Origin of the sequence: Microbacterium sp. cf046, from assembly GCF_900114345.1 — a bacterium.
Classification (GTDB): Bacteria; Actinomycetota; Actinomycetes; order Actinomycetales; family Microbacteriaceae; genus Microbacterium.
On record NZ_FOZJ01000002.1, the window covers coordinates 354066 to 379194 of the forward strand.

At 65.0% G+C, this 25129-nt stretch carries 25 protein-coding genes; 20 read left to right on the plus strand and 5 right to left on the minus strand.

The window, feature by feature from the left end; genetic code table 11:
• Nucleotides 1-15: 15 nt before the first annotated feature.
• From BM349_RS07850 to BM349_RS07865, 4 genes are all read left to right on the plus strand, one after another.
• Entirely contained in the window at nucleotides 16-426 is a 411-nt protein-coding gene (locus BM349_RS07850) for an SRPBCC family protein (protein ID WP_091705854.1), read from the plus strand.
• A gap of 202 nt (nucleotides 427-628) precedes the next feature.
• Nucleotides 629-2296 carry a PxKF domain-containing protein gene (locus tag BM349_RS07855; protein WP_091705856.1) on the plus strand — a complete coding sequence of 556 codons (1668 nt, stop codon included), beginning with the start codon at nucleotides 629-631 and terminating at the stop codon, nucleotides 2294-2296.
• Between the two features lie 245 nt (nucleotides 2297-2541).
• Nucleotides 2542-3579 (plus strand): DUF2510 domain-containing protein, encoded by a 1038-nt coding sequence (locus BM349_RS18510; RefSeq protein WP_175525241.1) that lies wholly within the window; start codon nucleotides 2542-2544, stop codon nucleotides 3577-3579.
• A 40-nt stretch (nucleotides 3580-3619) separates the two neighbouring features.
• A complete protein-coding gene (locus BM349_RS07865) occupies nucleotides 3620-3943 on the plus strand; it encodes a hypothetical protein (protein ID WP_091705859.1) in 324 nt (107 codons plus the stop codon).
• A 46-nt stretch (nucleotides 3944-3989) separates the two neighbouring features.
• Here BM349_RS07865 and BM349_RS07870 read toward each other — a convergent pair whose 3' ends face one another.
• Complete coding sequence (locus tag BM349_RS07870) at nucleotides 3990-4256, minus strand: hypothetical protein (RefSeq protein ID WP_139230897.1); 267 nt, start codon at nucleotides 4254-4256, stop codon at nucleotides 3990-3992.
• 333 nt (nucleotides 4257-4589) lie between these two features.
• Between BM349_RS07870 and BM349_RS07875 the strand changes: the two genes are divergently transcribed.
• From BM349_RS07875 to BM349_RS07930, 11 genes are all read left to right on the plus strand, one after another.
• Nucleotides 4590-4886: a DUF1905 domain-containing protein gene (locus BM349_RS07875; RefSeq protein WP_091707194.1), complete on the plus strand. Its 297-nt coding sequence runs from the start codon at nucleotides 4590-4592 to the stop codon at nucleotides 4884-4886.
• Between the two features lie 400 nt (nucleotides 4887-5286).
• The gene (locus BM349_RS19035) at nucleotides 5287-5652 is read left to right on the plus strand and encodes a type IV pilin protein (RefSeq protein WP_302848249.1); all 366 of its coding nucleotides are present in this window, start codon (nucleotides 5287-5289) and stop codon (nucleotides 5650-5652) included.
• A 72-nt stretch (nucleotides 5653-5724) separates the two neighbouring features.
• On the plus strand, nucleotides 5725-6108 hold the full coding sequence (locus BM349_RS07885) for a type IV pilus modification PilV family protein (RefSeq protein ID WP_175525242.1): 384 nt from the start codon (nucleotides 5725-5727) through the stop codon (nucleotides 6106-6108).
• 5 nt (nucleotides 6109-6113) lie between these two features.
• Nucleotides 6114-6632, plus strand: coding sequence for a type IV pilus modification PilV family protein (locus BM349_RS18515; protein WP_175525243.1), 519 nt, complete (start codon nucleotides 6114-6116; stop codon nucleotides 6630-6632).
• Between the two features lie 491 nt (nucleotides 6633-7123).
• Nucleotides 7124-8194 (plus strand): bactofilin family protein, encoded by a 1071-nt coding sequence (locus BM349_RS18520; protein ID WP_139230899.1) that lies wholly within the window; start codon nucleotides 7124-7126, stop codon nucleotides 8192-8194.
• 3 nt (nucleotides 8195-8197) lie between these two features.
• Nucleotides 8198-9031: a prepilin peptidase gene (locus BM349_RS07905; RefSeq protein ID WP_091705874.1), complete on the plus strand. Its 834-nt coding sequence runs from the start codon at nucleotides 8198-8200 to the stop codon at nucleotides 9029-9031.
• A gap of 13 nt (nucleotides 9032-9044) precedes the next feature.
• The gene (pilM, locus tag BM349_RS07910; protein WP_091705877.1) at nucleotides 9045-10061 is read left to right on the plus strand and encodes a pilus assembly protein PilM; all 1017 of its coding nucleotides are present in this window, start codon (nucleotides 9045-9047) and stop codon (nucleotides 10059-10061) included.
• Nucleotides 10058-10711 carry a hypothetical protein gene (locus BM349_RS07915; RefSeq protein WP_139230900.1) on the plus strand — a complete coding sequence of 218 codons (654 nt, stop codon included), beginning with the start codon at nucleotides 10058-10060 and terminating at the stop codon, nucleotides 10709-10711. The genes pilM and BM349_RS07915 overlap by 4 nt, the downstream gene beginning before the upstream one ends.
• Nucleotides 10711-11394: a hypothetical protein gene (locus BM349_RS07920; protein ID WP_091705882.1), complete on the plus strand. Its 684-nt coding sequence runs from the start codon at nucleotides 10711-10713 to the stop codon at nucleotides 11392-11394. Before BM349_RS07915 ends, BM349_RS07920 begins: the two co-directional genes overlap by 1 nt.
• A gap of 2 nt (nucleotides 11395-11396) precedes the next feature.
• On the plus strand, nucleotides 11397-12536 hold the full coding sequence (locus BM349_RS07925; protein WP_302848250.1) for a type IV pilus twitching motility protein PilT: 1140 nt from the start codon (nucleotides 11397-11399) through the stop codon (nucleotides 12534-12536).
• A 1-nt stretch (nucleotide 12537) separates the two neighbouring features.
• Nucleotides 12538-13773, plus strand: a complete 1236-nt coding sequence (locus BM349_RS07930; RefSeq protein ID WP_091705886.1) for a type II secretion system F family protein — start codon at nucleotides 12538-12540, stop codon at nucleotides 13771-13773.
• Between the two features lie 20 nt (nucleotides 13774-13793).
• On the opposite strand, the gene BM349_RS07935 is transcribed toward BM349_RS07930, so the two are convergent.
• Entirely contained in the window at nucleotides 13794-15407 is a 1614-nt protein-coding gene (locus BM349_RS07935; protein WP_254773785.1) for a GspE/PulE family protein, read from the minus strand.
• A 151-nt stretch (nucleotides 15408-15558) separates the two neighbouring features.
• Here BM349_RS07935 and BM349_RS07940 point away from each other — a divergent pair, with 151 nt between their 5' ends.
• The gene (locus BM349_RS07940; protein ID WP_254773786.1) at nucleotides 15559-16581 is read left to right on the plus strand and encodes a YihY/virulence factor BrkB family protein; all 1023 of its coding nucleotides are present in this window, start codon (nucleotides 15559-15561) and stop codon (nucleotides 16579-16581) included.
• A complete protein-coding gene (locus tag BM349_RS07945) occupies nucleotides 16578-17366 on the plus strand; it encodes an NAD(P)H-hydrate epimerase (protein WP_091705891.1) in 789 nt (262 codons plus the stop codon). Before BM349_RS07940 ends, BM349_RS07945 begins: the two co-directional genes overlap by 4 nt.
• On the opposite strand, the gene BM349_RS07950 is transcribed toward BM349_RS07945, so the two are convergent.
• Nucleotides 17363-17812, minus strand: coding sequence for a hypothetical protein (locus BM349_RS07950; RefSeq protein ID WP_091705894.1), 450 nt, complete (start codon nucleotides 17810-17812; stop codon nucleotides 17363-17365). The genes BM349_RS07945 and BM349_RS07950 overlap by 4 nt on opposite strands.
• 647 nt (nucleotides 17813-18459) lie before the next feature.
• Between BM349_RS07950 and BM349_RS07955 the strand changes: the two genes are divergently transcribed.
• Nucleotides 18460-20985: a glycogen/starch/alpha-glucan phosphorylase gene (locus BM349_RS07955; protein ID WP_091705897.1), complete on the plus strand. Its 2526-nt coding sequence runs from the start codon at nucleotides 18460-18462 to the stop codon at nucleotides 20983-20985.
• A 187-nt stretch (nucleotides 20986-21172) separates the two neighbouring features.
• Nucleotides 21173-21817 carry a TetR/AcrR family transcriptional regulator gene (locus BM349_RS07960; protein ID WP_175525244.1) on the plus strand — a complete coding sequence of 215 codons (645 nt, stop codon included), beginning with the start codon at nucleotides 21173-21175 and terminating at the stop codon, nucleotides 21815-21817.
• A gap of 42 nt (nucleotides 21818-21859) precedes the next feature.
• Here the strand turns inward: BM349_RS07960 and BM349_RS07965 are convergent, their stop codons facing one another.
• Complete coding sequence (locus BM349_RS07965; RefSeq protein WP_175525245.1) at nucleotides 21860-23542, minus strand: cell wall-binding repeat-containing protein; 1683 nt, start codon at nucleotides 23540-23542, stop codon at nucleotides 21860-21862.
• Between the two features lie 200 nt (nucleotides 23543-23742).
• Entirely contained in the window at nucleotides 23743-24480 is a 738-nt protein-coding gene (locus BM349_RS07970) for a glutamine amidotransferase (protein WP_091705905.1), read from the minus strand.
• Nucleotides 24481-24601: 121 nt separating this feature from the next.
• Here BM349_RS07970 and BM349_RS07975 point away from each other — a divergent pair, with 121 nt between their 5' ends.
• Nucleotides 24602-25102, plus strand: coding sequence for a PaaI family thioesterase (locus BM349_RS07975; RefSeq protein WP_091707197.1), 501 nt, complete (start codon nucleotides 24602-24604; stop codon nucleotides 25100-25102).
• The last annotated feature ends 27 nt before the right edge of the window (nucleotides 25103-25129 follow it).

Here is a 25129-nt window from a genome sequence, read left to right on the forward strand (position 1 = left end):
CGCTAGCGTGGGGGCATGTACGAACTGACCGAAGAGGCGCTGGTGGCGGCATCCGTCGATGTCGTGTGGCGCGATTTCACCGACCCGACCGCTCTCGCCGCGTGGATCTGGCCGCCGAGGTTCGAGACGACCGCGGCGGTCGACCCGCATCCGCAGGGCAGCTGGCAGGTCCGATCAGAGGTCGTGCCGATGGCCGTGCTCGCGACCGTGCTCGAGCTCGACGCTCCGCAGGAGCTGCGGCTCGCGTGGCGATGGGACGGCGAGGAGCAGAGCACCGACGTCGACATCACGCTCGAGCCCGCCGGCGACGACTCGACTCGCGTCGCGGTGCGTCACTCCGGCTTCGAGACCGCAGACGAGCGCGACTCGCACGTGCAGGGCTGGTCCGACTGCCTGCAGCGCCTGGTCCACGCCCACAGCTCCTGACCCCCACCCCCTTCACGCGAAACTTCACAGACGCACGGGTCCGTGCCGCCTCGACCGTGCAGCAGTGAAGTTTCGCGGGCGAGGCAGGGGCTGTTGACAGAGAAGCCCGGGTCTTGGATCATTTCCGCCATCGGTGACGCGGAAGTCGCCGGTTTCGTCGGCTGGGGGGTCGGCGCAACGCGATCATCTGGGGGAACCGCGTATGTCGAAGTCACGTGTCGTCGCGTCAGCCGCGCTCGCCGGAGTGCTCGTCGTCGCCGGGCTGTCGGCCGCGCCGGCATTCGCCGACGATCCGCCGCCCCTGGTGTGGTCGCTCCTGTCCACCGACACCGTGGACGGTGTCACGGTCACGTGGGAGACGGCATCCACGGTGAACTCTCCCTTCGGCGGCGAGACCCTGCGCGACGAGATGCCGGTGCTGCGCATGGATGTCGTCAACAACTCGACCGAGACGAAGGTGCTCGGCCTCGGCACCGACTTCGTGACGAAGGGAGCCGTCGACCACCTCTGGACCGCAGCGGCGTGGGGCGCCTTCGCCGATGACATCTCGGGCATTCAGTCGAGCTTCTGGCTGTCGCTGGATGCAGGGGAGTCCCTTTCTGCGGACGGGGGAGATGCCGCGAACTGGCACAACCCGCTGCCGGCGTGGTCGGGTCACACGCTGCGGGTGTTCGAGCTCAGCGAGGCGCCCTCCGAGACGGTCACGCCGACGGCTGCGCCTCTCTCGAGCCTCGTGGTGCCCGGTCGATTCGTGGGTGCGAACCTCGCAACCACGTCGTTGGACAACGTGTCCGAGATCCTGGGACGCCAGGCCTCGGTCGACGGCGGGGGAGGGTCGCCCGATCTGTTCCCCAGCCTGTCGGCCACGGTGACCGCGACGGGCCTCACCGCCGGTGAAGAGCTCGAGCTGTGGATCGCGCCCGACCTCGACTACTTCTTCTTCGCGCTGCTCGGCGGGGGTCTGCCGGTGAGTGCGGTGAAGATCGGGTCGGATGTGGTGGCCGCGGACGGCAGCCTCTCGGCCACGATGACGCTGCCCACGAACCTCCCGCTCGGCCGGTATCAGCTGGTCGCCGGCGACAGCGCCGAGCGTTACTGGCCCGCCGGCTCGTACGGCGACTTCGAGGTGACGACACCGACCACGACCCAGACCGTCGCCTCCGCCGGTGCCGGCACGGTGCCCGTCACGCTCGGGCCGACGCAGGTGACGCTCACATATCCGGCCGGCACCACGGCCGGATCGACGAGTGTGACGATCAGCGGAACGGGCCCGGCGGTCGACGGATTCCAGCTGATCAGCGACCCGCGGCTGTATTACCACATCAACACCACCGCGACACTGGGCGGCCCTGCGACGGTGTGCATCAGCTTCGACCCCGACATCCTGTCGCCGTATCCGCCGCAGCTGTTCCACTTCGACACCACGCAGAACCAGTGGTTCGACATCACGACGACACGCTCGGTGGGTCAGGTCTGCGGTGTGACCTCGAGCTTCTCGCCGTTCGTGCTCGGCTACGTCGAGCCGACGACCTTCGACTTCTCGGGCTTCTTCAACCCGGTGTCGATGACAGCGGAGAACATCGCGAAGCCGGGTCAGGCGATTCCGGTGAAATTCTCGCTGCACGGCAACCAGGGTCTCGACGTGATCACCTCAGCGCGGTTCGTGACCGAGGGCAGCACGACGAGCCTGGTCGGCGAGGTGATCGACACGACCACCGCGGGCGGGAGCGGACTGTCGTACGACGCGCGATCCGACCAGTACACCTACGTCTGGAAGACGCCGAAGACGCTGTCGCTCAAGACGGGCAGGTTCGAGCTGACCCTGTCGGACGGCACGACTCACTCCTTCAACGTGACCTTCAAGAAGTAGTCGGGCGTTCGGGCTGCCCGCGCCCTGTGATCGGCAGCGCCACCTCCCGGTGCTTGGCGGCCCCGCTCCCGGTGATCAACCCACCTCCTGGTATCGGCGGCCCCGCATTCCGGTGATCGAGTAGCCCGCGCAGCGGGCGTATCGAGATCCCCACCGCGCCAGAACGCCAAGAGAACCCCCCGATGTGCACTCACCCCCGCGGTGCGCGTATCTTCTTAGCCAGCGACTGTGGGTCTTCTGGGGTGATGACCACGGTCGGCAGTGTCTCTTTGGGGGAGATGATGGGTGACAGTCCACCGGCCGCGCCGCCGCCGGGGTGGTACGCCGACTCGCCGAGCAGCACCAGGCTGCGGTGGTGGAACGGCTCGGCGTGGACGGATCACTACCAGGGCGTGACCGGGGCCGTGCCGGTGGTCCCACCGTCGGATGCCGCGCCGCCCCCGGCCACGGCACCCTCGGAGACCCCCCAGACGCGAGCGGGCCGCCGTGCGGGCAACGGACTGAATCGATCGGATGCCGAGCCCTCGGCCCCGCAGCCCGCAGACACTCCGCCACCCACGCGAGCAGAACTGCGAGCTCGCACCGCGGCGCTCGCAGCCGTCGGAGCGGAGGCGGCCGCGCAGGCCGGCCAGCCGCAGGCCGCCGCACCACCGCAGGTCACGGAATCGCCGCAGGCCGCCGTGCCGCCGGCCGCCGCCGATGCACACGCGAGCAGCACGCCGGCCGTGGCTGTAACCGCGCCCCCGGCATCCGTGTCCACCGCATCAGCCGCGGAACTTCACCTCACGGCGGAACCGTCACGACCCGGGCATGGCGCGTGGCCGGTTGCGCCGACGGTGACGGAGCCGTTCCCCGATCAGATCCTCGATCGCAACTATCGCACCTACGATGATCGCCCGCTGCCTCCGGTGGTGTATCAGCCACAGCCGAGCGGCTACGTCTCGACGCCGAAGTCGACTTTCGTGCCGGTGACGTCGCAGAACGGCCCCGCCAAGTCTTCGATGGTGCTGATTCTGATCAGTCTTCTCGGTGGCGCGGTGTCGTACTGGCTCGTCAATCGCGCGAACCCGGCGCTCGCCGGCCTGATCAATCTCGCCGTGATGGCCCTCCTGCTCTCGGCCTTCCTGCTCGCGATCGTCGGTTTGGTTCTGGCGGTGCGTCGCCCCACTCAGAAACGGGAGTCGGTGTTCGCCTTGATCGTCTCGACATTGCTGATCGCGGCGGCGATCGCACTCGTGATGATGCGACTGATCTCCCTCGGGTCGCTGTACAGCGCCGGGTAGGCTCACGGCCATGAGCAGACGCGCACTCGTGGTTGCACCCTTGCTGCTCGTCGTGCTGCTCGGCGGCTGCGCCGGCCCCGCCGACGGCGGCTCGAATCCGATCGAAGACTTCGAGAAGGTCATCGACCTCATTCCGTGGGCGAAGTCCATTGCCGCCGACGCGACCGCCGAGCAGGTGACCGCCCGGATTGCCGAGATCACCGCTGGTCTGCCGTCGCTCGACATCACGGATGCCGAACGCAGCGCCATCGAGACCAAGTTGACGGCCCTGAGCGATGCGGTCGCGGCCAACCCCAGCGACACTGCGGCGCACGCCGCCGAGCTCAACGCGATCGTCGACGAGGTGAAGGCGGCGGTTCAGTAGCCCGCTAGTTGCGTCGTTGCTCGAGTGAAGTGGATGGTTCCGCGATCTAGAAGGCCCGCATGTCGGCAGTCACGATGAGGATGAAGATAATCGCTGGCGACACCGCCGCCAGGAGGCCGCCGGCAACCGCAATGATGAGGGCCGCAACCCCAATTCGCTTGCCACCCTGCCCGCGACTGCCCAAGGCGATGATCGCAAGCACGATGGCTGCGATCAGGACACCGCCCGCCAGGTACTGTGACCACCAAGGCATGTAGAACATCACGACGCCGACAAACGCGGCGAGCGACAGAATCAGCAGGACCACGCCCACGATCGCGCTCCCGAGCGACACGAACGCGAGCGCTCTCGGCCGCTTATCCGGTGCGTCGTTCTGGCCTGCGATCGCCCCGTGAGCTGCATAGGGAATTGCTGGCTGGGGGGGAGCTCCGGGATAGGCCTGCGTGAAAGCTGGGGCGCTCGGGCGCGGTATTGGCACGGGCTGCGAGCTCTCGGAAGGTGTGGAACCTGTACGCCCCTCAGCGGGGAGCTGAGCGTCGTCGCCCGGCGTTGTCGTATCCACCATTGCAACCCCCAATAGACCAAGCCCGCGATGGCAGACCCGCGATTGGAAGTGTATCGACGCGACCAGGTCTACCCTGTGCGGATGATCATCGAGTTCGATGGCGATGTGTTCCGCTGGGATGCCCGCGAAGACTCCGCATGGTTCTTCACGGCGGTGCCGCCCGAACTCAGCGAGGAGATCCGCGAGATTCCGCGCCCGTACCGTGGCTTCGGATCGGTGCGCGTGCGTGCGCAGATCGGCGGTTCGGAGTGGTCGACGTCGATCTTCCCCGGTTCCAGCGGTTCATACGTTCTGCCGCTCAAGAAGAAGGTTCGGGATGCCGAGTCCCTCGTCGAGGGCGGCCCTGTGTCCGTCCGACTCGAGGTGCTCGACGGCTGATCCGCGGTGCCAGTCGCCACCGCTCCAATCGCGGTCGTTCAGCGCGCGCAGCGAGACGAGACGTTACCAACGGTCGTGTCTCAATCGTTAAGCCCATCCTTGGCCAACCCTGAGCTAAACTCCGTTGACAGAACATGAGAGCAATCTCATGCTCGATGGTGGGAGAAGATTCACGCGTGCGTCGATCTCGCGGTCGCCTTTTGGGGAGGCGACTTGAGATTTCAACGTGTAGCTTCGCAGTCCAGGTCTGGGGATGCTGAACTGCGGATTTGCGAGTGTGTGTCATCGCCCGGCACTGACGTAACTGGGAACGCGTAACTGGGGTGTTCGAAACTGGTCCACGACCAGTTGGGTCAGAGCTGTCAACCATCAATCAACACCAAGGGGAGTTGCCACGCATATGCGTACTTTCAAGAACTACATGGAGGCCGAGAAGGCCAAGCGTGAGGAGAGCGGCGAAGGCGGCTTCTCGCTCATCGAGCTCATCATCGTCGTCGTGATCCTCGGCATCTTGGCCGCGATCGCGATCCCGATCTTCCTCAACATCCAGCAGCAGGCGCGTGATAACGCGGCGCAGTCCGTCGCGGCCACCGGCGCCGTTCAGGCAGCAGCCCAGATCGCTCAGGATCAGGAAGTTGACCTCAGCAACCTCGAGACCGGCGACGCGACCTCCGTAACCGCGGCGGGTGACGTGATCGAGGACATCTGCGTCACAGTTGTGTTCACTGGCACCGACGGGGCGACCGCCGGGCCAGGCTGCGACTAGATATCGCATCTTAAGCGGGGTCAAGTGCAAACTTGACCCCGCTTAAGAAAGTTCATCAGGTTGGGGGAACACGTGAAGGGGCAGCTGAACTCGAACGACGGCGGCTTCAGCATCATCGAAGTCATCGTCGCGATGTTCCTGCTCGCGATCGTTGCTGTGTCTCTGCTACCCGCCTTATTTCAGGGCATCCAGTATTCGAGCCAGCAGTCGGCGGTGGCCACGGCGACACGGGAGCTCAACGCGCTAGTGGAAGAGGCGCGCGCCACGCCGTCCTGTGCGACATTGGCTTCGGTCGCTGCGTCCAGAACGTTCACTGACGGTGGAGGTCGCACATTGACGAGCTCCGGCTCGGTCGGAACCTGCACCCTTAAGACCGCCGTCACACTCACCCTGTCCGTCGTGGATAGCAGCGGGACGACGATGGCAACCACGACGGCGCGGGTCTTCATCCAATGATCGCAATGAGCCGCAGTGACCGCGAGGCCGGCGTCTCGCTGATTGAGTTGATCGTCTACGTCCTCGTATCCAGCATCTTGCTCCTGGCGATGTCATCGATCCTCATCAACTCATGGACCACGCAACGCAACGTGACGAGCGTCAGTGACGCGACGAACCGCGGCCAAGTGATTTCATCGACGATTGAGCGGGCGATGCGCAACGCACTGGCCTTTGACGTGTCGGCGGACGGTACGACTCTGCGCGTCCGCACGTCATTGAACGGAATTCTTGCTTGCCAAGGCTTCGTGCTGACACCAGGTCAGTCGCGCATGAGCCTCTCTTCATCCACGCTGACCGACAATTCGACCTGGGCGGAGTGGCAACCGGGAGTGGTCCCGCGTGGATCGGTGCCCTTCTTCTCAGTTACGGCCTCTACCGTCATGTATACGTTCGACATCCAGACAAGTTCGACGCCGGTACGCTTTGGCGGTCAGGCGTTTGCTCGGTCATCAGCGACGGGAGTGACCACGCCATGTTGGTAATCGAACGCATTCGGAGACTCCGTCGATCGGACGACTCAGGTGCGGTGCTGGTCACCGTACTCGTAGTGATGTTGGTCGGATTCGTAATTGCCAGCGTCATCGCAGCATCAGTGCTATTCACAGTGCAGTCGAACGTCGGTAACCGTGGCAGAACCCAGGCATTCATTGCAGCCGAGTCGGGGCGAGACGTCGCACGTGCCGGAATAGTTGCTGGTTGCACCTCGACCAGCTTCACCGGTACTGCGCCGACTTTCACAGCGACCATTTACTATCGCGATGGTACGACACGTCCATCGGCAGCGACAGACGCAGGCGTAGCCGTAGGGTGCCCCTCCGCGACGACGACGACGGGCGGTTTTGTTGTCATCAGATCGATTGGTACGGGACCTGACGGCTCAACGGCGACGGTCGACTCCGTCTATCCGTGGACAGCGCCGATCTCGGGCCCCGGAGGGGTAGTCACCTACTTCGCGGGAGGCTTCACGTCAGGCGTGTCCCACTACACCGGTGACCTCGTCCTTCGCAATGGTGACTTCAGCTGTATCCAGGACAGCGTCCTAGATGGCGACCTCTATGTCTTGACGGGCTCGGTCTCGTTTAGCAATGGCTGTCGCGTCAACGGCGACATCTGGGCGGCCGGTAACGTCACAAACAACAGCCAAAACGTGCACATTACCGGCAGCATCACGACAAACGGACTTGTCAGCATGACCGCGAACGGCGGCACATCAGTCGGTGGGAACATCAGCGCGAAGGGCAACGTGACGCTGACCAATCAGGGCAGCAGCACCGCAACCGTCGGTGGCAACATCACCAGTCGCAACAGCATCAGTGTTGGCACGTCCTGGACGGTGACCGGAGTGAAGACGCCGAACAGCCCAACCGATCCAGTTTTCGATCCGACGCTAGCTTGGCTTCTCGGTGCGACAAAGTGGATCGACCTTGATAACACCGGGTGGGGTACCACCTACAGCGCGACGCCGGTTTGCAACCTGGTCAAGAACAATCCGAACCCCACGATTGCCTCGCTGATCTCAACCGCGGGAACCCGCCTTGTGCTCGACTTCACGAGTTGCACGAACAACTCCATAACGATCGCTCTTCCGAACATGACTGTTCGACGAGACGTCGTGATCATCGTGAAGCCCAGTGCTCGACTCCTCGTCGATCTCAGCACGACGATCCAGGACGATGGCAATAAGCGGCAGTTGTTCTTCGTGCACTCGGACGCGTCGCGTGCATACTCGAGCGGAGCGCCAGTGCCAAACTGCGGAAACGGCAACCAGGCAGACAAGTTCGACATCACCGCGAACGTCGACGCCAACCTGCGCGTGATGTTCTACACGGCCTGCGGATTCACTGGCAACGTGAGTGGCAGCCTCAGCGGCCAGTTCTACACGAGTGAGTCCCCGGACCTTCGGCACGCCAGCTACACCTGCAAGGACATGAGCTGGACTGGGGTCCTGGATCAGCTGGGATGCAAGATCAAGGGCGCTGGTGGCATCTCAACGCCGACCACCCCGCCGCAACTCGCAGCGCTCGTGTATCAGTCGGAGCGCTAGCGGATGGATTTGCTGACGCCTGTATTCGTCACGCTTTCGGGATTGTTCGGGCTTGCCATCGGATCGTTTCTCAACGTAGTCGCCTACCGCGTACCGGCAGGAATATCCCTGCTTCGAGAGAGTCGATGCCCTCATTGCGACGCGCCGATCAAGGCTCGACACAACGTGCCCGTCGTTGGATGGGTTGCGTTGCGTGGCAAGTGCGACTCTTGTGGCGCACCGATCTCGTCGCGATACCCGATTGTTGAGGGATTCACCGGCCTTGTCTTTGGCGGCATCACGTGGTTCTTCCTCACATCGGCCGGTGGAGCGACCTGGGCAAGTTCTTCATTGCCACTCGCACTCGTCTTGATTGCGTACCTCTACTTCGCAGCAGTCAGCATCGTGCTGACACTCATCGATCTCGACACGCACCGATTGCCGAATGTCATCGTCCTCCCGAGCTATGCAGTTGCAGCCCTGCTTTTCACTGGCGCCGCACTGCTGAGTGGCGATTGGAACGCGTTGCTGCGAGCGGGGATTGGAATGGCGGCTCTCTACGCGTTCTACCTCATCCTTCGCCTTGTCCGCCCGAGCGGCATGGGTGGAGGCGACGTCAAACTCGCAGGTGTCGTTGGACTGTATCTCGGATGGATTGGCTGGGGTGCTCTGGCAGTCGGAGCATTCTTCGCGTTTGTATACGGCGGCGTGTTCGGTATCGCGTTGATCCTCGCCCGTCGAGCCGGGCGACGGACTGCAATTCCGTTCGGGCCCTGGATAATTCTCGGTGCGTGGACGGGGGTGTTCGCGGGCGAGACAATCGGTCGCGGCTACCTCAGTCTCTATTCAGGAAGTTAGGGAGGGTCCACACATGGCGAGAACTGTCGTCGCATTGGAAGTGACCGAAGAGAGCGTGCGCGCCGCGGAGGTCACCGTCGCTCGATCGCCACAACTGGTCGGGTACGGAGAGGTTCCGCTGCCGGCGGACGCGGCGAAGGACTCGGAGATCATCGACCCCGGCGCGATTGCAGTCGCATTGCGCCAACTGTGGACTGGAGCACGGTTCAAGGCCAAAGAGGTTACGCTCGGCGTCGCCAGCCGCCGTATTCTCGTACGCGAGTACACAACTCAGGCGATGCGCCCCGACCTGTTGCGAGACGCGTTGCCCTACCAGGTACAAGATTTGCTGCCGGTTCCTGCGAGCCAAGCGGTGCTCGACTTCTTCCCGCTTTCGCAAGAAGGCGACCAAGTTAGCGGCCTTCTCGTTGCCGCAGTGTCCGAGTCCATCGAACAGATCATCTCGACTCTGGACAAAGTGAAGATCCGAACGCGGCACGTTGACTTGACCTCTTTTGGCCTCGCGCGAGCATCCACAGCGGTATCCGGCCCGGGCGAATCAGTGGCTGTTGTGTTTGTAGGGGATCACACGACACAGGTTGTTGTCGCTCGCGGTGGCGTTCCGCAGTTCGTGCGAATCCTGCCCATCGACATGCCGACAGCGGCCGTTGCCCGGCGCTCAGGACAGGTCGAGCATCTCTTGGTCGAGCAACATGCTCCTGAGACCATCCCTGCAGGAGCGATTCGCACTCGAGGAACTCAGCGTGGCATTGCCAACAGCCCTGCCGTGACAGATCTCGCTGGCCGCGTACGCAGCACCCTCTCATTCTTCGCGACTCGGCCTGGCGCGGTACCGCTTAGCACCGTTCTCGTTTCGGGCGCAGGAATTGCCGCCGAGGGCGCTTTGGCCGCCCTGACGAACGCGCTCGACGTACCAATTCGAGTGATCACCGTCGCGGACGTGATTGGAATGAAGGCCGCCCTCCCGACGGGTGATCTGCCCCTCAACCTCGTCAGCACAGTCGGCATCGCGCTAGGAGAAGGACAATGATGGCTCGCGTCGTCACGCCCGCCTTTGCGGGGATGCCCAGGCTCAATCTCATGCCTCGTGTCGAGGTCGAGCGTCGTGAGCGCGAAGCGCTCACCCGAAAATGGGTATGGGGTGTGCTCGGCGCTGTATTGATCACATTGCTCATCATCGGTGCAGCATTCGCATTCAAGTGGCTGGCAGACCAGCGACTCGTCGCTGAGCAGGCCAAGACGAACGACCTTCTTCTCGAGCTGTCGGCGCTTTCGGAGGTCAGCCGGTCACTTGCAGCCGAGGAGGAGTTGACGCAATTTCGGTCGGAGGCCATGGCATCCGACTTCGCTTGGGCTCCGGTCATCGCCAAGGTGGCAAGCGTGCTCCCCGCAGATGTGATCCTCACCGGCTTCGACCTTGCGAGTGGCGGCGCAGGACAGACTGACGAGCCGACATCCGAGATCGGCCTTGAGGGCACCTTCGCACTCGACAGCCCCAACCCAATCGACATCGTGGGAGTCGTTCGTGCTCTGCGGGCCGTCGATGGGGTGCTGTATGCGGACGGACAGGCGGTAACTGCGAGCACGGTCACTGAAGGCCGATTCGCATACCAACTGACAGTGAGCTTCGATCAATCGATCTACTCCAGTGCCTACGTTGCCGAAGAGGAGGCCGACTGATGCCAAAGCAACTCATCACCATCATCGGGTTGATCGTTTCGCTGGGGGTTATCGCCCTCGGCGTTGCTCTGATCGCGGTGCCAATGGTCGTTAGTTCGTTTTCAGTGGATGCGCAGACCGCCTCAGTGGCTGCAACCAACGCCGTGTATCAGTCGCAGGTTGATGTCCTCACAGAGGAGGCGGCTCGCCAGGACGAGATCGATGCATCGGTAGCTCAGCTTCAGGCGCAAATTCCCTCGACGGGGCAGTTGGATGACGTGTTCGAGGTCGTCGGCAATGCGGCCGCTTCGTCGGGAGTTCGTATCGTCAGCGTGACTGCAGGGCAATCTTCACCTTTTGTCGCTCGCACTGGCGTAACGGACGACGCGGATGTCGCGCCCACGGAACCCACCCCAGCGCCAACGCCCGAACCCTCGGAAGGCGCGAGCGACGGCTCCACAGGTGAGGGCACAACTACCGACACCGGTACCGGCACAACCGGTGACGAAGCGCTGAGCGGACGGCAGCAAGTCGACTTCACCATTCTTGTGAACGCGTCCGATATGGGCCGGGTGACGGCATTTCTCGATGCGCTTCGCTCCGGCACTCGCCTCTTCAGCAGCATCAACGCGATGTCCGCAACATCGGGCGACGGAATCGAAGTGCAAGTCGACGGGCTGACCTATGTGGATGTGGAGGGCTGACATTGGACAATCGCGAGCTCGAGATCCTTCTAACCGAGGGCGCGAGGCATCGCGCCTCGGACGTGCACATCACGGCGGATCGCCCACCGCTGATGAGGGTTGACGGCGATCTTGTCGCCGTGCCCGGCTACGAGGCAGCTCTGTCAGAGGCCTGGGTCGAGGCGGCCGCTCTGAGTCTGATGGGCCCAGCCCAACGCGACGAGTTTGCAGAGCGCCACGAAGTCGACCTGGCGCATGCTGCGCCAGGACTTGGCAGATTCCGCGTCAACGCATTCCGCCAACTGGGATCGCTTGCGATCGCGCTGCGGTTCATCCCTGATCGGGTGTACTCACTTGAAGAGCTGGGCGCCCCCGCCATCGCGCGTGATCTTGCGCTGAAGCCCCGAGGCCTTGTGCTGCTCACCGGGCCGACTGGCTCAGGAAAGTCGACGACCTTGACCGCAATGGTCGACATCATCAATGAACTGGTGCCTGCGCACGTGATCACGATCGAGGATCCGATCGAGTTCCACCACGAGAGCAAACTGTCACTGATTCATCAGCGTGAGATCGGCACGGACACAGGCTCCTTCGCGGAGGCCTTGCGTCGCGTTCTCCGCCAGGACCCGGACGTCATCCTGATCGGTGAACTTCGCGATCCGGAGTCGATCAGGGCAGCCCTTTCGGCAGCAGAGACCGGGCATCTCGTCCTGTCCACTCTCCACACACAGGGCGCCGCCAAGAGCATCAACCGAATCGTGGACGTATTTCCGGCCGATCAGCAGGCTCAGATCCGAACGCAGCTCGGCGACACCCTTCAGGGCGTGATCAGCCAGACGCTGATGCCCCTGTCGCAAACTGAGGGCCGCACAATCGCGACTGAGGTGCTCATCAACACGCCCGCGGTCGCGAATATGATCCGCGAGGGGCACGTCGCGCAGCTTTACTCTGCGATGCAAGCGGGCGCCGCGGTCGGCATGCATACGCTCGATCAGGATCTGAAGCGCCTTGTCGAGGAGGGTGTCATCGCACAGCACGTCGCGAAGGCATTCGCCGTCGACCCGAAGAACCTCGACGACGTCCAGATTCGCTCGATGGATCTCGACGCGGAGGCATGGTCAACCCACGCCGGCGAGTGGCATCACCAGACTACGGAGGCATGAGATGGCTGTTGCACAGCAGTTCGTGTATCGAGCAATCGACCCACGCGGGGGCGCGATCGTCAAGGGGACAATCGAGGCTGGCACGGAAGCAGCGGTCACGAGCAAGCTGAAAGCGCAGGGGCTGACACCACTTGAGGTCACGCTCAAGTCGAACACTGGCCTCAATCGCGACCTGAAGATTCCCGGTCTGAGCACCGCGGTCTCCGCAAAGTCGCTTGCTGTCTTCGCGCGTCAGATGTCGGGACTGATCAATGCAGGGTTGCCGCTGATGCGCACCCTCTCGATCCTCATCGAGCAGACGGAGGACAAGAAGCTGCAGCCCGCGCTTGTCGCGGTGCAGGGTGACATCGAAAGTGGCTCCTCCTTTTCTGCGGCGCTCGCGCGGCATCCGCAAACGTTTCCACCCCTGATGCTCAGCATCGTCCGAGTGGGGGAGACGGGCGGTTTCCTCGGGCAGGCATTGGCTTCCATCGCGGATAACTACAAGAGCGAAGCCGAACTGCAGAACAAGATTCGAGCCGCTGTCACGTATCCAATCATTGTCCTGATCATCGCCATGATCGGCGTCACAGTGATGGTGACATTCGTCGTACCGGTGTTCGAGAAGATGTTCGAAGGCATCGGTGGAGCTCTACCTCTCCCTACCCAGATCCTTGTGAATATCTCGCACAACATGTACTGGATTCTCCCGCTTGTGCTGGTGATCATCCTGGCGGTCTGGATCTGGTGGTCGCGCAACAAGAACACCGAACAGATGCGGCGGATCGTCGATCCGATCAAGCTCAAGCTGCCCGTATTCGGCAAGTTGACGACGAAGATCGCGGTCGCCCGCTTTTCGCGCAACTTGTCGATGATGCTGAACGCTGGTGTGCCGATCATTCAGGCGCTGTCGATCGTCGCGCAGGCATCCAATAACTGGAAGATCGAGCAGGCGATCCGCGACGTTCAAGAGTCCATTCGTGAGGGAAAGTCATTTGCTGGCCCGCTCGCGAAGGCCGAAGTATTTCCCACAATGGTGTCGCAGATGGTCTCAGTCGGCGAGGAGTCCGGAACCCTCGTTGAGATGCTCGCCAGCATCGCAGAGTTCTACGAGGACGAAGTCGAGACTGCGACGGGCCAACTCTCCTCCGCGATCGAACCTCTTCTGATCGTCGTTCTCGGCGTGGTGATCGGTGGAATGGTGATCTCGCTTTACCTGCCGATCTTCACGCTCTACGCCGACCTCGCTAACCAGTAGTTCGGAATTTCGCGCCCTGGTCACACTGTGACGCGGAGGACCTCTTCGATCGTTGTCAGGCCCTGGGCAACCTTCGACCAGCCGTCGTCGCGCAGGGAGATCATGCCCTGCTCCAGCGCGACCTGGCGGATCTCGCCGCCGGTGGCACGGGTCACGACGAGCGACTCCAGCTCCTCACTCAGCGACATCACCTCATGCAACGCGACTCGACCGCGATAGCCAGTATTCGAGCAGGCAGCGCAGCCCACCGCTTTGAACAGCTGCGGCAAATCACTTGGGTCGTGTGGGAATCCGAGTGCTACGAGCACATCGGTCGGTTCCGTAACAGCAACCTTGCACTTCACGCAAAGCCTCCGGGCAAGACGCTGAGCAATGACCGCGGTCAGGGCCGTCGCGACGAGGAACGGCTCGCAGCCGATCTCCGTCAATCGGGTGAGTGCGCTCGGCGCATCGTTCGTGTGCAAAGTTGAGAGCACCAGGTGACCCGTCAGCGCAGCCTCGATCGAGATGTTGGCCGTTTCAAAGTCCCGGATCTCACCGACGAGCACTACGTCGGGGTCGGATCGCAGGATCGAGCGCAGCGCGCTCGAGAAGGTGAGGCCAGCACGATTGTTCACCTGCACCTGGTTGATGCCCGCGATGCGGTACTCCACAGGGTCTTCGACCGTGATCACATTGATTGTGGGGTTCGCCACGGCACGAAGCGCGGTATAGAGGCTCGTCGACTTTCCGGACCCGGTCGGGCCGGTCGCCAGGATCATTCCATGCGGCTGCGTGATCGCCGAGCGGAAGCGCTGATCGTTCGTCGGCGAGAACAGCAGGTCGCGCATCGTCATCACCTGGCCGGTGTTGTCGAGGATTCGCATGACGATCTTCTCTCCCCACACGGTCGGCAGTGTCGCAACACGAAGGTCGATCGAGCGGCCCTCGTGAGTGACCGACAGACGACCGTCCTGAGGGCGCCGCTTCTCCGCGATGTCGATCGACGACATGATCTTCAGGCGCGAAATGATGCCATCCTGAATCGCTCGGTCGGCCTTCTGCATCTCGTGCAGCACACCGTCGATGCGGAACCGGACGGTCAGCTGGAACTCACCAGGCTCGACGTGGATGTCACTCGCGCGGTCGTTGATGGCCTGGGCAATCAACAGGTTGACGAACCGGACGATGGGGGCGTCGGCATCCTGCTCTTCGAGAGTCTCGGTGAACGTGTTCTGGGTCGTCTGCGACGTCTCCTCGATGGCGCTCGACAGCTCGCTGAGTTCTTCGTCGGATCGGAGGAAGCGCTCGAACATCTGGGCCAGCGCATCCTGGGCCACGACGACCGGCTCCACGAAGAGATCCGTGACGCTCGCGACGTCATCCAGGGCGACGATGTCATTGGGGTCGAGAATTCCGACAGTGAGCCGCTCGTTTCGGCGGTCGATCGGGATGAGCTGGTACTTGCGGCACAGGGGTCCGGGGACGAGTCCGATGACGCTCGGGTCGAGGGCCATGTTCGAGAGGTCGACGTACCGGTGTCCGGTATGCAGCGCGATCGCCTCGGCGAGCTGGGCTTCAGTGACCTGACCCTGAGAGACCAGATAGCGGCCCAACTCGGTCGTATCGCCATACTGACCGAGCGCGACCGACATCTCGGCCGCGCGCACGGCTCCGGTGAGCACAAGCGTCTGTGCGAGTCCTCGCATGTGAATTCCCCAATCCCCAGTGCCATCTTAGGAGCCTGCCGCGCGCTCGGAGTCAAGTGCCTGAAGACCGATCGAACGGGCGGCTAACCTCGGACGCATGGCCAACCTCATCGGGCGCATGAATGCACTCATCGCGCGGATCACGGCGTGGGCTCTGACCCTCAAACCCGTGCGCGCGTTCCTGCTCTACAGCGAGCACCGCGGCCCGATGCTGGCCGACAGCGTGACCTATCGCACCCTGTTCAGCGTGTTCGCCGGCGTGCTGCTCGGCTTCTCGCTCGCGGGGCTCTTCCTCTCGGGCAACCCGGCCGCGTTCCAGTCGCTCATCGACTCGGTCGACGCCGCGATCCCCGGCCTTGTCGGAGAAGACGGCATCATCGATCCGTCGACGATCCAGGTGCCCGCCGGCCTCACGATCGCGACCGTCCTGTCGATCGTCGGCCTCGTCGGCGCGTCGATCGGGGCGATCGGGTCACTGCGCGCTGCGTTCCACTCGCTGGCCGGCAAGCTCACCGACGACCTGTTCTGGATCTGGGCGATGGTGCGCAACCTCGTGATCGCCATCGGCATCGGGGCTGCGTTCGCAGCATCCGCCGTCATCACGTTCTACGCGAACGCGGGAATCGGCGCGTTCAGCGAGTGGCTGGGGCGCTCGGCCGAAGACCCGCTCTCGCTCATCGGCACACGTGTGGTCTCGCTGCTGGTCGTCTTCGTGCTGGATGCCGCCGCCATCGCCGTGCTCTTCCGCACGCTCTCGGGGGTCAAGCCGTCGATCCGCGCGCTGCTGCCCGGCGCGCTGCTCGGCGCGGTCGGCCTCACGGTGCTGCAGCAGCTGTCGAGCCTGTTCGTCGCGGGCGCGAGCGCGAATCCGCTGCTCGCGTCGTTCGCGTCGCTGATCGCCCTGCTGCTGTGGTTCAACCTCTCGGCGCAGGTGATTCTGATCGCCGGCGCGTACATCATCACGAGCGTCGACGAGGAGCAGGACCGCATCCGCGCCCGCTTCGGTGCGTCGACCTTCGCGCAGCGCCGGGTGAAGCAGGCCGAAGAAGCGGTGCGCGTCGCCGCCGACGAACTGCGGCAGGCGCGGCGGGAGGAGAAGAAGGAACGGGTCGGCAGATGACCGAATGGGTGCCGACCTACACGTCCGCCCAGGTGCGGGCGGCGGAGCGACCCGAGCTCGCGAAGGGCACACCGCTCATGCTGTGGGCGGCGCGCGCCCTCGCGCAGATCGTCGCGGACGAACTGGTCGACCCGGGCGTGACGGGGCGGGATGCCGAGCAGCAGTTTCCGGGTGAACTGGGTGCGCCACTCATGGGACGCCTGCTCGTGCTCGCCGGCAAAGGCGACAACGGAGGAGACGCGCTCTACGCAGCCGCGGCGCTGCTGCAGTGGATGCCGCTGCGCGCAGCGACCGCGGAGGCTCCGGCCGACGCCCTCGGGGTGGACGTGCTCTGCACGTCGGGAACGGCCCACGAGCAGGCGCTTGCGACCGCGCTGGCCGCGGGCGCTCGGCGCGTCGAGCTCGGGGAGGTGAGCGCGCGGGCGGGGGAGTACGACCTGGTGCTCGACGGGGTGCTCGGGATCGGAACGGGCGCTGACCCCGCGCTGCGGGGCTCGGCGCGCGAGGCCGTCGAGGTGCTGCTCCCGCATGTCAGGGCGGGGCGACCCCGGGTGATCGCGGTGGACCTGCCGAGCGGACTGCAGCCCGACGACGGCACCACGGGCGATGACGTGGTGCTGCCGGCATCCGTCACCGTCACGTTCGGCGGCCTGAAGACCGGCCTCGTCACCGGCCGTGGGCCGGAGCTGTGCGGCGCGATCGTGCTGGTCGAGTTCGACCTGCCGTTCGCCTCGCCGCCGGTCGGGTCCGGTCCGGTCGCCTACGCGATGCTCGGGCGCCCCTAGTCGTCGTCGGCGTGCGGGTTGCCGTCCTTGTCGTGACCGAACGCGTTGCCGTTGCCGTGCCTCGGCGTGGGCTCGTTCGAGTCGTCGTCGGACGAGTCGCCCGTGTCCTTGCCGTTGCCCTTGTCTTTCTCGAGCCCGTTGCCCTGGCCGGGGAAGCCCGGTGAGTTCTTGTCGAGCCCGTTGCCCTGCCCCGGGAAGGCCGGTGAGTCCTTGTGCAGTCCCCACCCGTGGCCTTGGCCCGGGAAGTCGGGGGAGTCCTTGTGGTGGCCCCACGCCTTGCCCTCGCCGTCACCGGGGGTGTCGTCCCCTTGGGCGACCACGGCGGGCGTGCCACCGGGCAGCACGGCGCTGATCGGCAGCCCGAACGCGAGCGCGGGAACGAGCAGGGCGGTGGCCGCGACCGCGGCCACGACACCACCTGCGATGAGCAGCTTCTTCGACCCCATCGGGCACCTCGTTCGGGCGGGGGAGCGCCGCTTGCGGCGAGCGTACCACCGGCGGGGTCCCGCGGCACCTGGTGCGGGCAGCGGGGGCCCGCGCCGCGGGTTCGTCCGTCACCTGTGTACGCCGAGCGCGGCGTTCACCGTGCGTTGGTGACGGATGAACATCGTCGGCGCCCTGTGCTCAGGGTTCGTCCGTCACCTGTGTACGCCGAGCGCGGCGTTCACTGTGCGTTGGTGACGGATGAGCGCGGGGGCGCCCTGTGCTCAGGGTTCGTCCGTCACCTGTGTACGCCGAACGCGGCGTTCACCGTGCGTTGGTGACGGATGAACGTCGTCGGCACCCTGTGCTCAGGGTTCGTCCGTCACCTGTGTACGCCGAACGCTGCGTTCACCGTGCGTTGGTGACGGATGAACATCGTCGGCGCCCTGTGCTCAGGGTTCGTCCGTCACCTGTGTACGCCGAACGCGGCGTTCACGGTGCGTTGGTGACGGATGAGCGCAGGGGCGCCGCGACGAACGCAACACGCGCGGGCCGATGAACGCCGGCGGGGACGGGTCGCGCGGCATCCGCACATGAAGACCTTATTAAACCCCGACCGCGACGGCCCCCACGAATCGTGAATATCGGGACTGGTCGGTAGTTTCGTACCATGCCCCTCGAGCCCACCAGCGCGCCCTCCGACGCCACGTCGGTCCACCCGCTCCACGCGACGCACCCCCTGGCGATTGCACCCGTGTCGGCGCCGGCGAGCACGGTCGACGGATTCGTGCGCGAATTCCTGCAGAACCTCAACTTCGACCGCGGCGTGGCCCTGTCGACCTCGAGCGTGACCGACCGCTACTACGCCCTCGCGTATACGGTGCGCGACTACCTCATGGCCCGCTGGCTCGAAGACGGCCGTCGCCAGCGCGAGGTGCAGGCCAAGGGCGTCGCGTACCTCTCGGCCGAGTATCTGCTCGGCAGGCAGCTCGACAACAACCTGCTCGCGAGCGGCCTCACCGACATCGCGACCGAAGCGCTCGCCGCATGCGGCCTCGACCTCGACGAGCTGCGCCAGCAGGAGGTCGAGCCCGGCCTCGGCAACGGAGGCCTCGGGCGCCTGGCCGCATGCTTCATCGACTCCCTGGCCACCATGGGCGTGCCGAACACCGGGTACGGCATCCGGTACGAGTACGGCATCTTCCGCCAGACATTCGTCGACGGCCAGCAGGTCGAGCAGCCCGACGCGTGGCTGGCCTACGGGTCGCCCTGGGAGTTCCCGCACCCCGAGGCCGCGCAGACCATCTCGTTCGGCGGCCGCACCGAGACCTACGACGACGGCGGCGTCACCCGCTCCCGCTGGATCCCCGCGTGGAGCGTGCAGGCGGTGCCCTACAACTACATGGTCCCGGGCTACCAGAACGGGCGTGTGAACACCCTGCGCCTGTGGAGCGCCGTCGCCACCAACTCATTCGACCTGCGCGTGTTCAACTCGGGCGACTACGAGGAGGCCGTGCGCGCGCAGACCTACGCCGAGAACATCTCCAAGGTGCTCTACCCCGAGGACTCCACCCGGCAGGGCAAGGAGCTGCGCCTGCAGCAGCAGTACTTCTTCGTCGCGGCATCCATCAAGGACTTCCTCGAGGTGACCCTGCCGAAGGGCTTCGACCTGACGAAGCTGCCCGAGCGCATCATCTTCCAGTTGAACGACACGCACCCCGTGATCGCGGTGCCCGAGCTCATGCGGGTGCTCGTCGACGAGCGGGGGATGGAGTGGGATGCTGCATGGGCGATCACGCAGCAGTGCTTCGCATACACCTGCCACACGCTGCTGCCCGAGGCGCTCGAGGTGTGGTCGGTCGAGCTGCTCGGCCAGCTGCTGCCGCGCCACCTCGAGATCATCTACCGCATCAACGACGACTTCCTGGATGCCGTGCGCGAGCGTTTCGGCGACGATGAGATGCGCATCCGCGACATGTCGATCATCGGCGAGTTCCCGGTGCGGTCGGTGCGCATGGCGTACCTCGCTACCGTGGCCGGGGCAAAGGTCAACGGCGTCGCCGAGCTGCACTCGCAGCTGCTGCGCGACAAGGTGCTGCCCGATTTCAACGAGTTCTTCCCGGGGAAGTTCACGAACGTCACGAACGGCGTCACCCCTCGCCGGTTCCTGCGTTTGGCGAACCCCGCGCTGTCGGCGCTCATCACTGACGCGCTCGGCTCGGGCTGGGTCACCGATCTCGGCCGCCTCCGTGAGCTGGAGACCCACGCCGAAGATCCGGAGTTCCGCGCTCGGTTCGCCGAGGTCAAGGCGGCCAACAAGCGCCGGCTGAGCGAGGTGCTGCTCGAGCGCGACGGCTTCGAGGTCAGCGACGGGCACATGCTCGATGTGATGGTCAAGCGCCTTCACGAGTACAAGCGGCAGATGCTGAAGGTCCTGCACGTCGTGACGCAGTACGAGAGCATCGTCTCGGGCCGGGTCAAGGCTTCGGACGTACAGCCCCGCACCGCGATCTTCGGCGCGAAGGCCGCACCCGGCTATGCGATGGCGAAGAACATCATCCACCTGATCAACGCCGTGGGTTCCGTCGTGAACGCCGACCCCCGGGTCGAGGGCCGGCTGAAGGTGCTGTTCCCGCCGAACTACAACGTCACGCTCGCCGAGCGGGTCATCCCCGCCGCCGATCTGTCGGAGCAGATCTCGCTCGCCGGCAAGGAGGCCTCGGGCACCGGCAACATGAAGTTCGCCCTCAACGGCGCGCTCACGATCGGCACCGACGACGGCGCGAACGTCGAGATCCGCGAACTCGTCGGCGACGACAACTTCTTCCTGTTCGGCATGAGCGAGCCCGAGGTCGAAGCCCTGTGGGCCCGCGGGTACAAGCCCGCCGAGTTCTATCAGGCCGATGACAACCTGCGCCGCGCACTCGACCTGATCGCGTCGGGCGCCTTCTCGGGCGGCAACCGCTCGACCTTCGAGCCGATCGTGTCGAACCTGCTCTACGACGACCGGTTCATGGTGCTCGCCGACTACTCGTCGTACATCGCGGCGCAGGCGAAGGTGGACGCCGCGTACGCCGATCAGGATGCGTGGACGCGCTCGGCGATCCTCAACGTGGCGCGGTGCGGCTTCTTCTCGTCGGACCGATCGATGCGCGACTACATCGACCGGATCTGGCACACGCCGCCGTCGTTCTGACATTTCCGGTGGGCGTACTGGCCGGTTGCCCTGCCCGCGTTCGGCGCACCCACAAAGGACATCTCCGCAAAGCAGGACGGATGCCGGCCGATCGGTCCTTCCTTCGCTGAATCTCCTCCGCTCGTGTGCGCCCGGCGCACCGAAGCGCACCGGCCCTCGATCGCCGGTGCCCTGTAAGAATGGGCGAGTGCGTGCCGACGCGATGGCGAACCGCGAGAAGCTGCTCGATGCAGCATCCGCGGTCTTCGCCGAGCGCGGGATCGATGCACCGCTCACTCTGCTGCCGGAGCGAGCGAACCTCGGCAAGGGCACGCTGTACCGGCACTTCGCTGATCGGGATGCCGTGATCCTGGGCCTCGCCGCACGCCTGCGAATCAGGTTCGCGGGAATCGTGGAGGCGGCGGATGCAGCCGAGTCGGGCTGGGATGCGATCGTGACATACATCGACGGCGCGACGGCGATGTACCTCGACCTGCCGTGGCTCGGCGCGGTCCGTGCCCGTGCGCGACAACTGGCACCGAGCGACGGGCGGTTCGAGCTCGCGGTGCGGCTGGTCATCGAGCGAGCGCGGGCGGAAGGGTCACTGCGCGCAGACGTCGACCCGACCGATGTCGTGTTCGCGCCGGCAATGCTCGCGGGCTTTGTCGACCTGCCCGAGCCGATGCGCTCGGTGGTGATGGCACGTCAGCGCGACATCATCCTCGACGGTCTGAGGGCACCTGGGGTTCCGCGCCCGCAGCTCGGCGGAAATCCTCTGACGATCGAGCGGCTGCGGGCGTACACAGACGGCGATGCCGACTCGTCGGCTGACGTGACGGCATCGGGGGCGTAGATGTGGGGCCCGCTCCTTGCGAGCGGGCCCCACATGGTCCGCTTACGGCACGGCCGCGAAGTCCCGCCCTGCCATGAACTCCGTACCTCCTGCGCACTCGCAGATCTGGGTTCCGAAGATCATCACGGTGAGCGGGCCGTCCCCGTAGATGGGGAAGGACTGCGATGCGTGACCGGTCCGAACATCGTCCGGCATCAGCAACCACGGGCGGAAGCCATCTCTGAGACCCCAATCCCCCAAGGTCGCCTTGTCTCCGTAGGGGTAGTCCGTCGGTGACCCAGGGTAGATCCCGACATACGCCGGGGTGTACCAGTCGTCGGGATGCGTGTAGTCGAATGACACCGTGACCGAGATGCTGTTGGATGTGATGACCACGTTCGAGATCGCCGGGCCGGCCACCGGGTCTGCAGTGACATAGTCGCCAGCCGCTCGCTCGACGACCGTTTCAGCAAGCACGCCCAGCTCGTTCTTGACCGAGTTGTTGACGACATCCGGCCCGCCGAGCACGACGATCCGCGCTGGATTCAGCCGTTCGAGTTCGGCCTTGACCGCCGGTGAGAGTGCGCCGGGTGCACTGAGCAGGACAGGCCCGCCGAGACTGCCCGCCGCTGCCGCGCCGGAGAGGGCGTCGGGGAAGTTGAAGGCGTTCGCGACGTAGGCGATCGGAACGTTCGGCGAGTCCCCCGGGAAGGTGGCTGCGCTGATCGCGGCAGAGGTCTCGAACCGGCTGGTGCCTGCAAGCCTTTCGACGGTGCCTGAAAACGGGTTCAGCGAATCCTCGACGGCCTCACTCACCACCGATGTGCCGCCCAGGACGATGATCTTCGAGGGAGAGAGCCGAGTGAGTTCGGCCTTGACCGCCTCGGGCAGCGCGTCGGCGCTCGTCAGCAGCACCGGGCCGCCCAGCGTACCCGCCGCTGCCGCGCCCGAAAGCGCGTCGGGGAAGTTGAATCCGTTGGCGAGATAGGCCACCGGTACGCCCGTGGCGAATGTCTTCTCACTGATCGCCGCCGAGGTCTCGAACCGGCTCGCGCCTGCGTAGCGCTCGACCGTTCCTGCGGTATAGCCGGCCAGCTCGGTCATGACGGCATCGTTGACGACGCTCGCGCCTCCGAGGACGACGATCTTGCCGGGGTCCAATCGATCGAGTTGCGTCTTGATCGCGTCCGAAAGAGAACCCGCTGCAGTCAAGAGGACGGGTCCGCCCAGCGCCCCCGCCGCCGCCGCACCCGATAGCGCATCGGGGAAGTTGAAGGCGTTGGCCACGAAAACGACCGGTGTGCTGGCGCCAAAGGACTCGAATGCAATCGCCCCCGATGTCTCGAAGCGGGATGTACCGTAGAGCCTCTCGATCGGTGCCTGTACGTCGTACCAGCCGATGTCGATCTGCTCTTGCGTCTGCCAATTCCAAAGCGCGATGAAGTAGTAGCCACCTTCCGACAGGTGGATCTCGTGATTTTCGCGCTGCCGCAGTGGCTCCTCGAAGTAGTGAACGCCGCTGGAGTCCCACAACTCGACGTTCCATTGGTTCGTGAGGTCGAGGTCGGCATTGACCCAGAGACCCGGCGTCTCATGGAGCACGCCGACTGTCGTCGGACCCTGCGCGGCCAACGCCGAGATCTCTCTTTTCGAGGCGTCACTCTCGTTGGCCGCACCGATTTGATGCGGGGACGGCGCCGATGGTTGGGGCGGTGGCGCTGTCGGCGGTGCGGCTTGAGCCGACACCCCTCCCAGCGTTGCGAGGGTGGCGACCGTGCAGACTGCTACGGCATGGACGAGGGCGCGACGAAGTCGTGTCATTTTGGGGACCCCTAGCTCAGTCTCATGGACCATAACCGGACTTCTCTGTCCGATTGCAGGGGACACTATCACATCGGATTCACGGCGCATACGGCGTTGTCTGGCGGCAAACGAGGACGGCCTGCTCACGATCCTCGCGCATGCAGCGCGACGAATGTACGCAGGATCCGACTCGGGTGCGACACCGGCGCGCGCTGCACCGCGGCGAGCGGCACGTCGAGTTCGTGCGGCGCGAAATAGCCATGGCCGGCGTACGCGTGGATCCGCGTCGTGATGCCGTCCAGGTCGAGCTCGGGGTGGAACTGAGTCGCGTACACATTGCGGCCCACGCGGAACATCTGCACGGGGCAGCCCGGGCTCGATGCGAGCAGGACGGCGGACGGGGGCAGCGAGCTGATCGCCTCCTTGTGGCCCACGTAGGCGCCGAATGTGGCGGGCATGCCCTCGAGGAGGGGATCGTGTGCGCCCGCGTCGGTGAGGGTGACCGGCACGACACTGATCGGCTCGGTGTACGTGCGGTCGATCGTCGCGCCGAGGTACGCGCCGACCGTGCCGACGCCGTAGCACGCGCCGAGGAACGGGAAGTCCCGTGCCACGACCTCGCCCAGCAGCGCCGCGAACTCCGCTTCGACCCGGTGCTGCACCTGAGACTTCTGCTCCGCGGCATCCGATGCATTGAAGGGTCCGCCGCCCACGAAGATGCCCGACAGCTCGTCCAGATCCAGTGGAGGCATCGGACCGGCTTCCAGCCGCACCCGGATCAGCTGGTCCTCGGTCAGCCCCGCGTATCGCAGGAACAGCGCATACTCCTCGTCGGCGGGCAGGTCCTCAGCCCGGGTGGCGAGCAGTACGAACGGTTTCACGGACCAAGCCTAGGGGCCGGTGTCATCCACAATGGTCGCGCGACGTATCCGCGCGGCGGCCGTCGCGCCGGATCCGTCCACGTACATGCCGCGCGCGCCGGTCGTGCGAGAAGATCGGTGCATGACCGACAGCCGCTCTCGCACATTCGACTGGTCCGACCCCGCAGAGGCCCTGACCCAGGCTCGCAACGCCGGCACGGGTCTGGAGGCCCTGCAGGCGATGATCGACGGCCGGATACCGCCGCCGCCGATCGCGCAGCTGATGGGCTTCACGCTCGTCGAGGTGCGCGCCGGGTCCGCGGTGTTCGAGTGCGTGCCGGCCGAGTTCCACTACAACCCGATCGGCGCGGTGCACGGCGGCCTCGCATGCACGCTGCTGGACTCCGCGCTTGGCTGCGCCGGCCACACCACCCTGCCGGCGGGCGTCGGCTACACCTCGGTCGACCTCAACGTGCGCTACCTGCGGCCCATCACGCACGCATCGGGCGTGCTGCGGGCGACGGGCCGGGTGATCAAGCCCGGGCGCCGGGTGATCTTCACAGAGGGGGAGCTGACGGATGCCGGCGGCCGCGTGGTCGCCGCCGCAACGAGTTCGCTGCTCGTGCTGGCGGCGACCGACTAGCCTCCGGTCCGCTCCTGCGGACCTTTC

Excerpts from the sequence above, each read along its gene's own strand:
- BM349_RS07950 (WP_091705894.1), bottom strand. The coding sequence starts at position 17,812 with ATGGGGTCGAAGAAGCTGCTCATCGCAGGTGGTGTCGTGGCCGCGGTC.
- BM349_RS07875 (WP_091707194.1), top strand. The coding sequence starts at position 4,590 with ATGATCATCGAGTTCGATGGCGATGTGTTCCGCTGGGATGCCCGCGAA.
- BM349_RS07855 (WP_091705856.1), top strand. The coding sequence starts at position 629 with ATGTCGAAGTCACGTGTCGTCGCGTCAGCCGCGCTCGCCGGAGTGCTC.
- BM349_RS07975 (WP_091707197.1), top strand. The coding sequence starts at position 24,602 with ATGACCGACAGCCGCTCTCGCACATTCGACTGGTCCGACCCCGCAGAG.
- BM349_RS18515 (WP_175525243.1), top strand. The coding sequence starts at position 6,114 with ATGAGCCGCAGTGACCGCGAGGCCGGCGTCTCGCTGATTGAGTTGATC.
- BM349_RS07940 (WP_254773786.1), top strand. The coding sequence starts at position 15,559 with ATGGCCAACCTCATCGGGCGCATGAATGCACTCATCGCGCGGATCACG.
- BM349_RS19035 (WP_302848249.1), top strand. The coding sequence starts at position 5,287 with ATGCGTACTTTCAAGAACTACATGGAGGCCGAGAAGGCCAAGCGTGAG.
- BM349_RS07920 (WP_091705882.1), top strand. The coding sequence starts at position 10,711 with ATGCCAAAGCAACTCATCACCATCATCGGGTTGATCGTTTCGCTGGGG.
- BM349_RS18510 (WP_175525241.1), top strand. The coding sequence starts at position 2,542 with ATGACCACGGTCGGCAGTGTCTCTTTGGGGGAGATGATGGGTGACAGT.
- BM349_RS07915 (WP_139230900.1), top strand. The coding sequence starts at position 10,058 with ATGATGGCTCGCGTCGTCACGCCCGCCTTTGCGGGGATGCCCAGGCTC.
- BM349_RS07930 (WP_091705886.1), top strand. The coding sequence starts at position 12,538 with ATGGCTGTTGCACAGCAGTTCGTGTATCGAGCAATCGACCCACGCGGG.
- pilM (WP_091705877.1), top strand. The coding sequence starts at position 9,045 with ATGGCGAGAACTGTCGTCGCATTGGAAGTGACCGAAGAGAGCGTGCGC.
- BM349_RS07905 (WP_091705874.1), top strand. The coding sequence starts at position 8,198 with ATGGATTTGCTGACGCCTGTATTCGTCACGCTTTCGGGATTGTTCGGG.
- BM349_RS07955 (WP_091705897.1), top strand. The coding sequence starts at position 18,460 with ATGCCCCTCGAGCCCACCAGCGCGCCCTCCGACGCCACGTCGGTCCAC.
- BM349_RS07945 (WP_091705891.1), top strand. The coding sequence starts at position 16,578 with ATGACCGAATGGGTGCCGACCTACACGTCCGCCCAGGTGCGGGCGGCG.
- BM349_RS07935 (WP_254773785.1), bottom strand. The coding sequence starts at position 15,407 with ATGTCGGTCGCGCTCGGTCAGTATGGCGATACGACCGAGTTGGGCCGC.
- BM349_RS07850 (WP_091705854.1), top strand. The coding sequence starts at position 16 with ATGTACGAACTGACCGAAGAGGCGCTGGTGGCGGCATCCGTCGATGTC.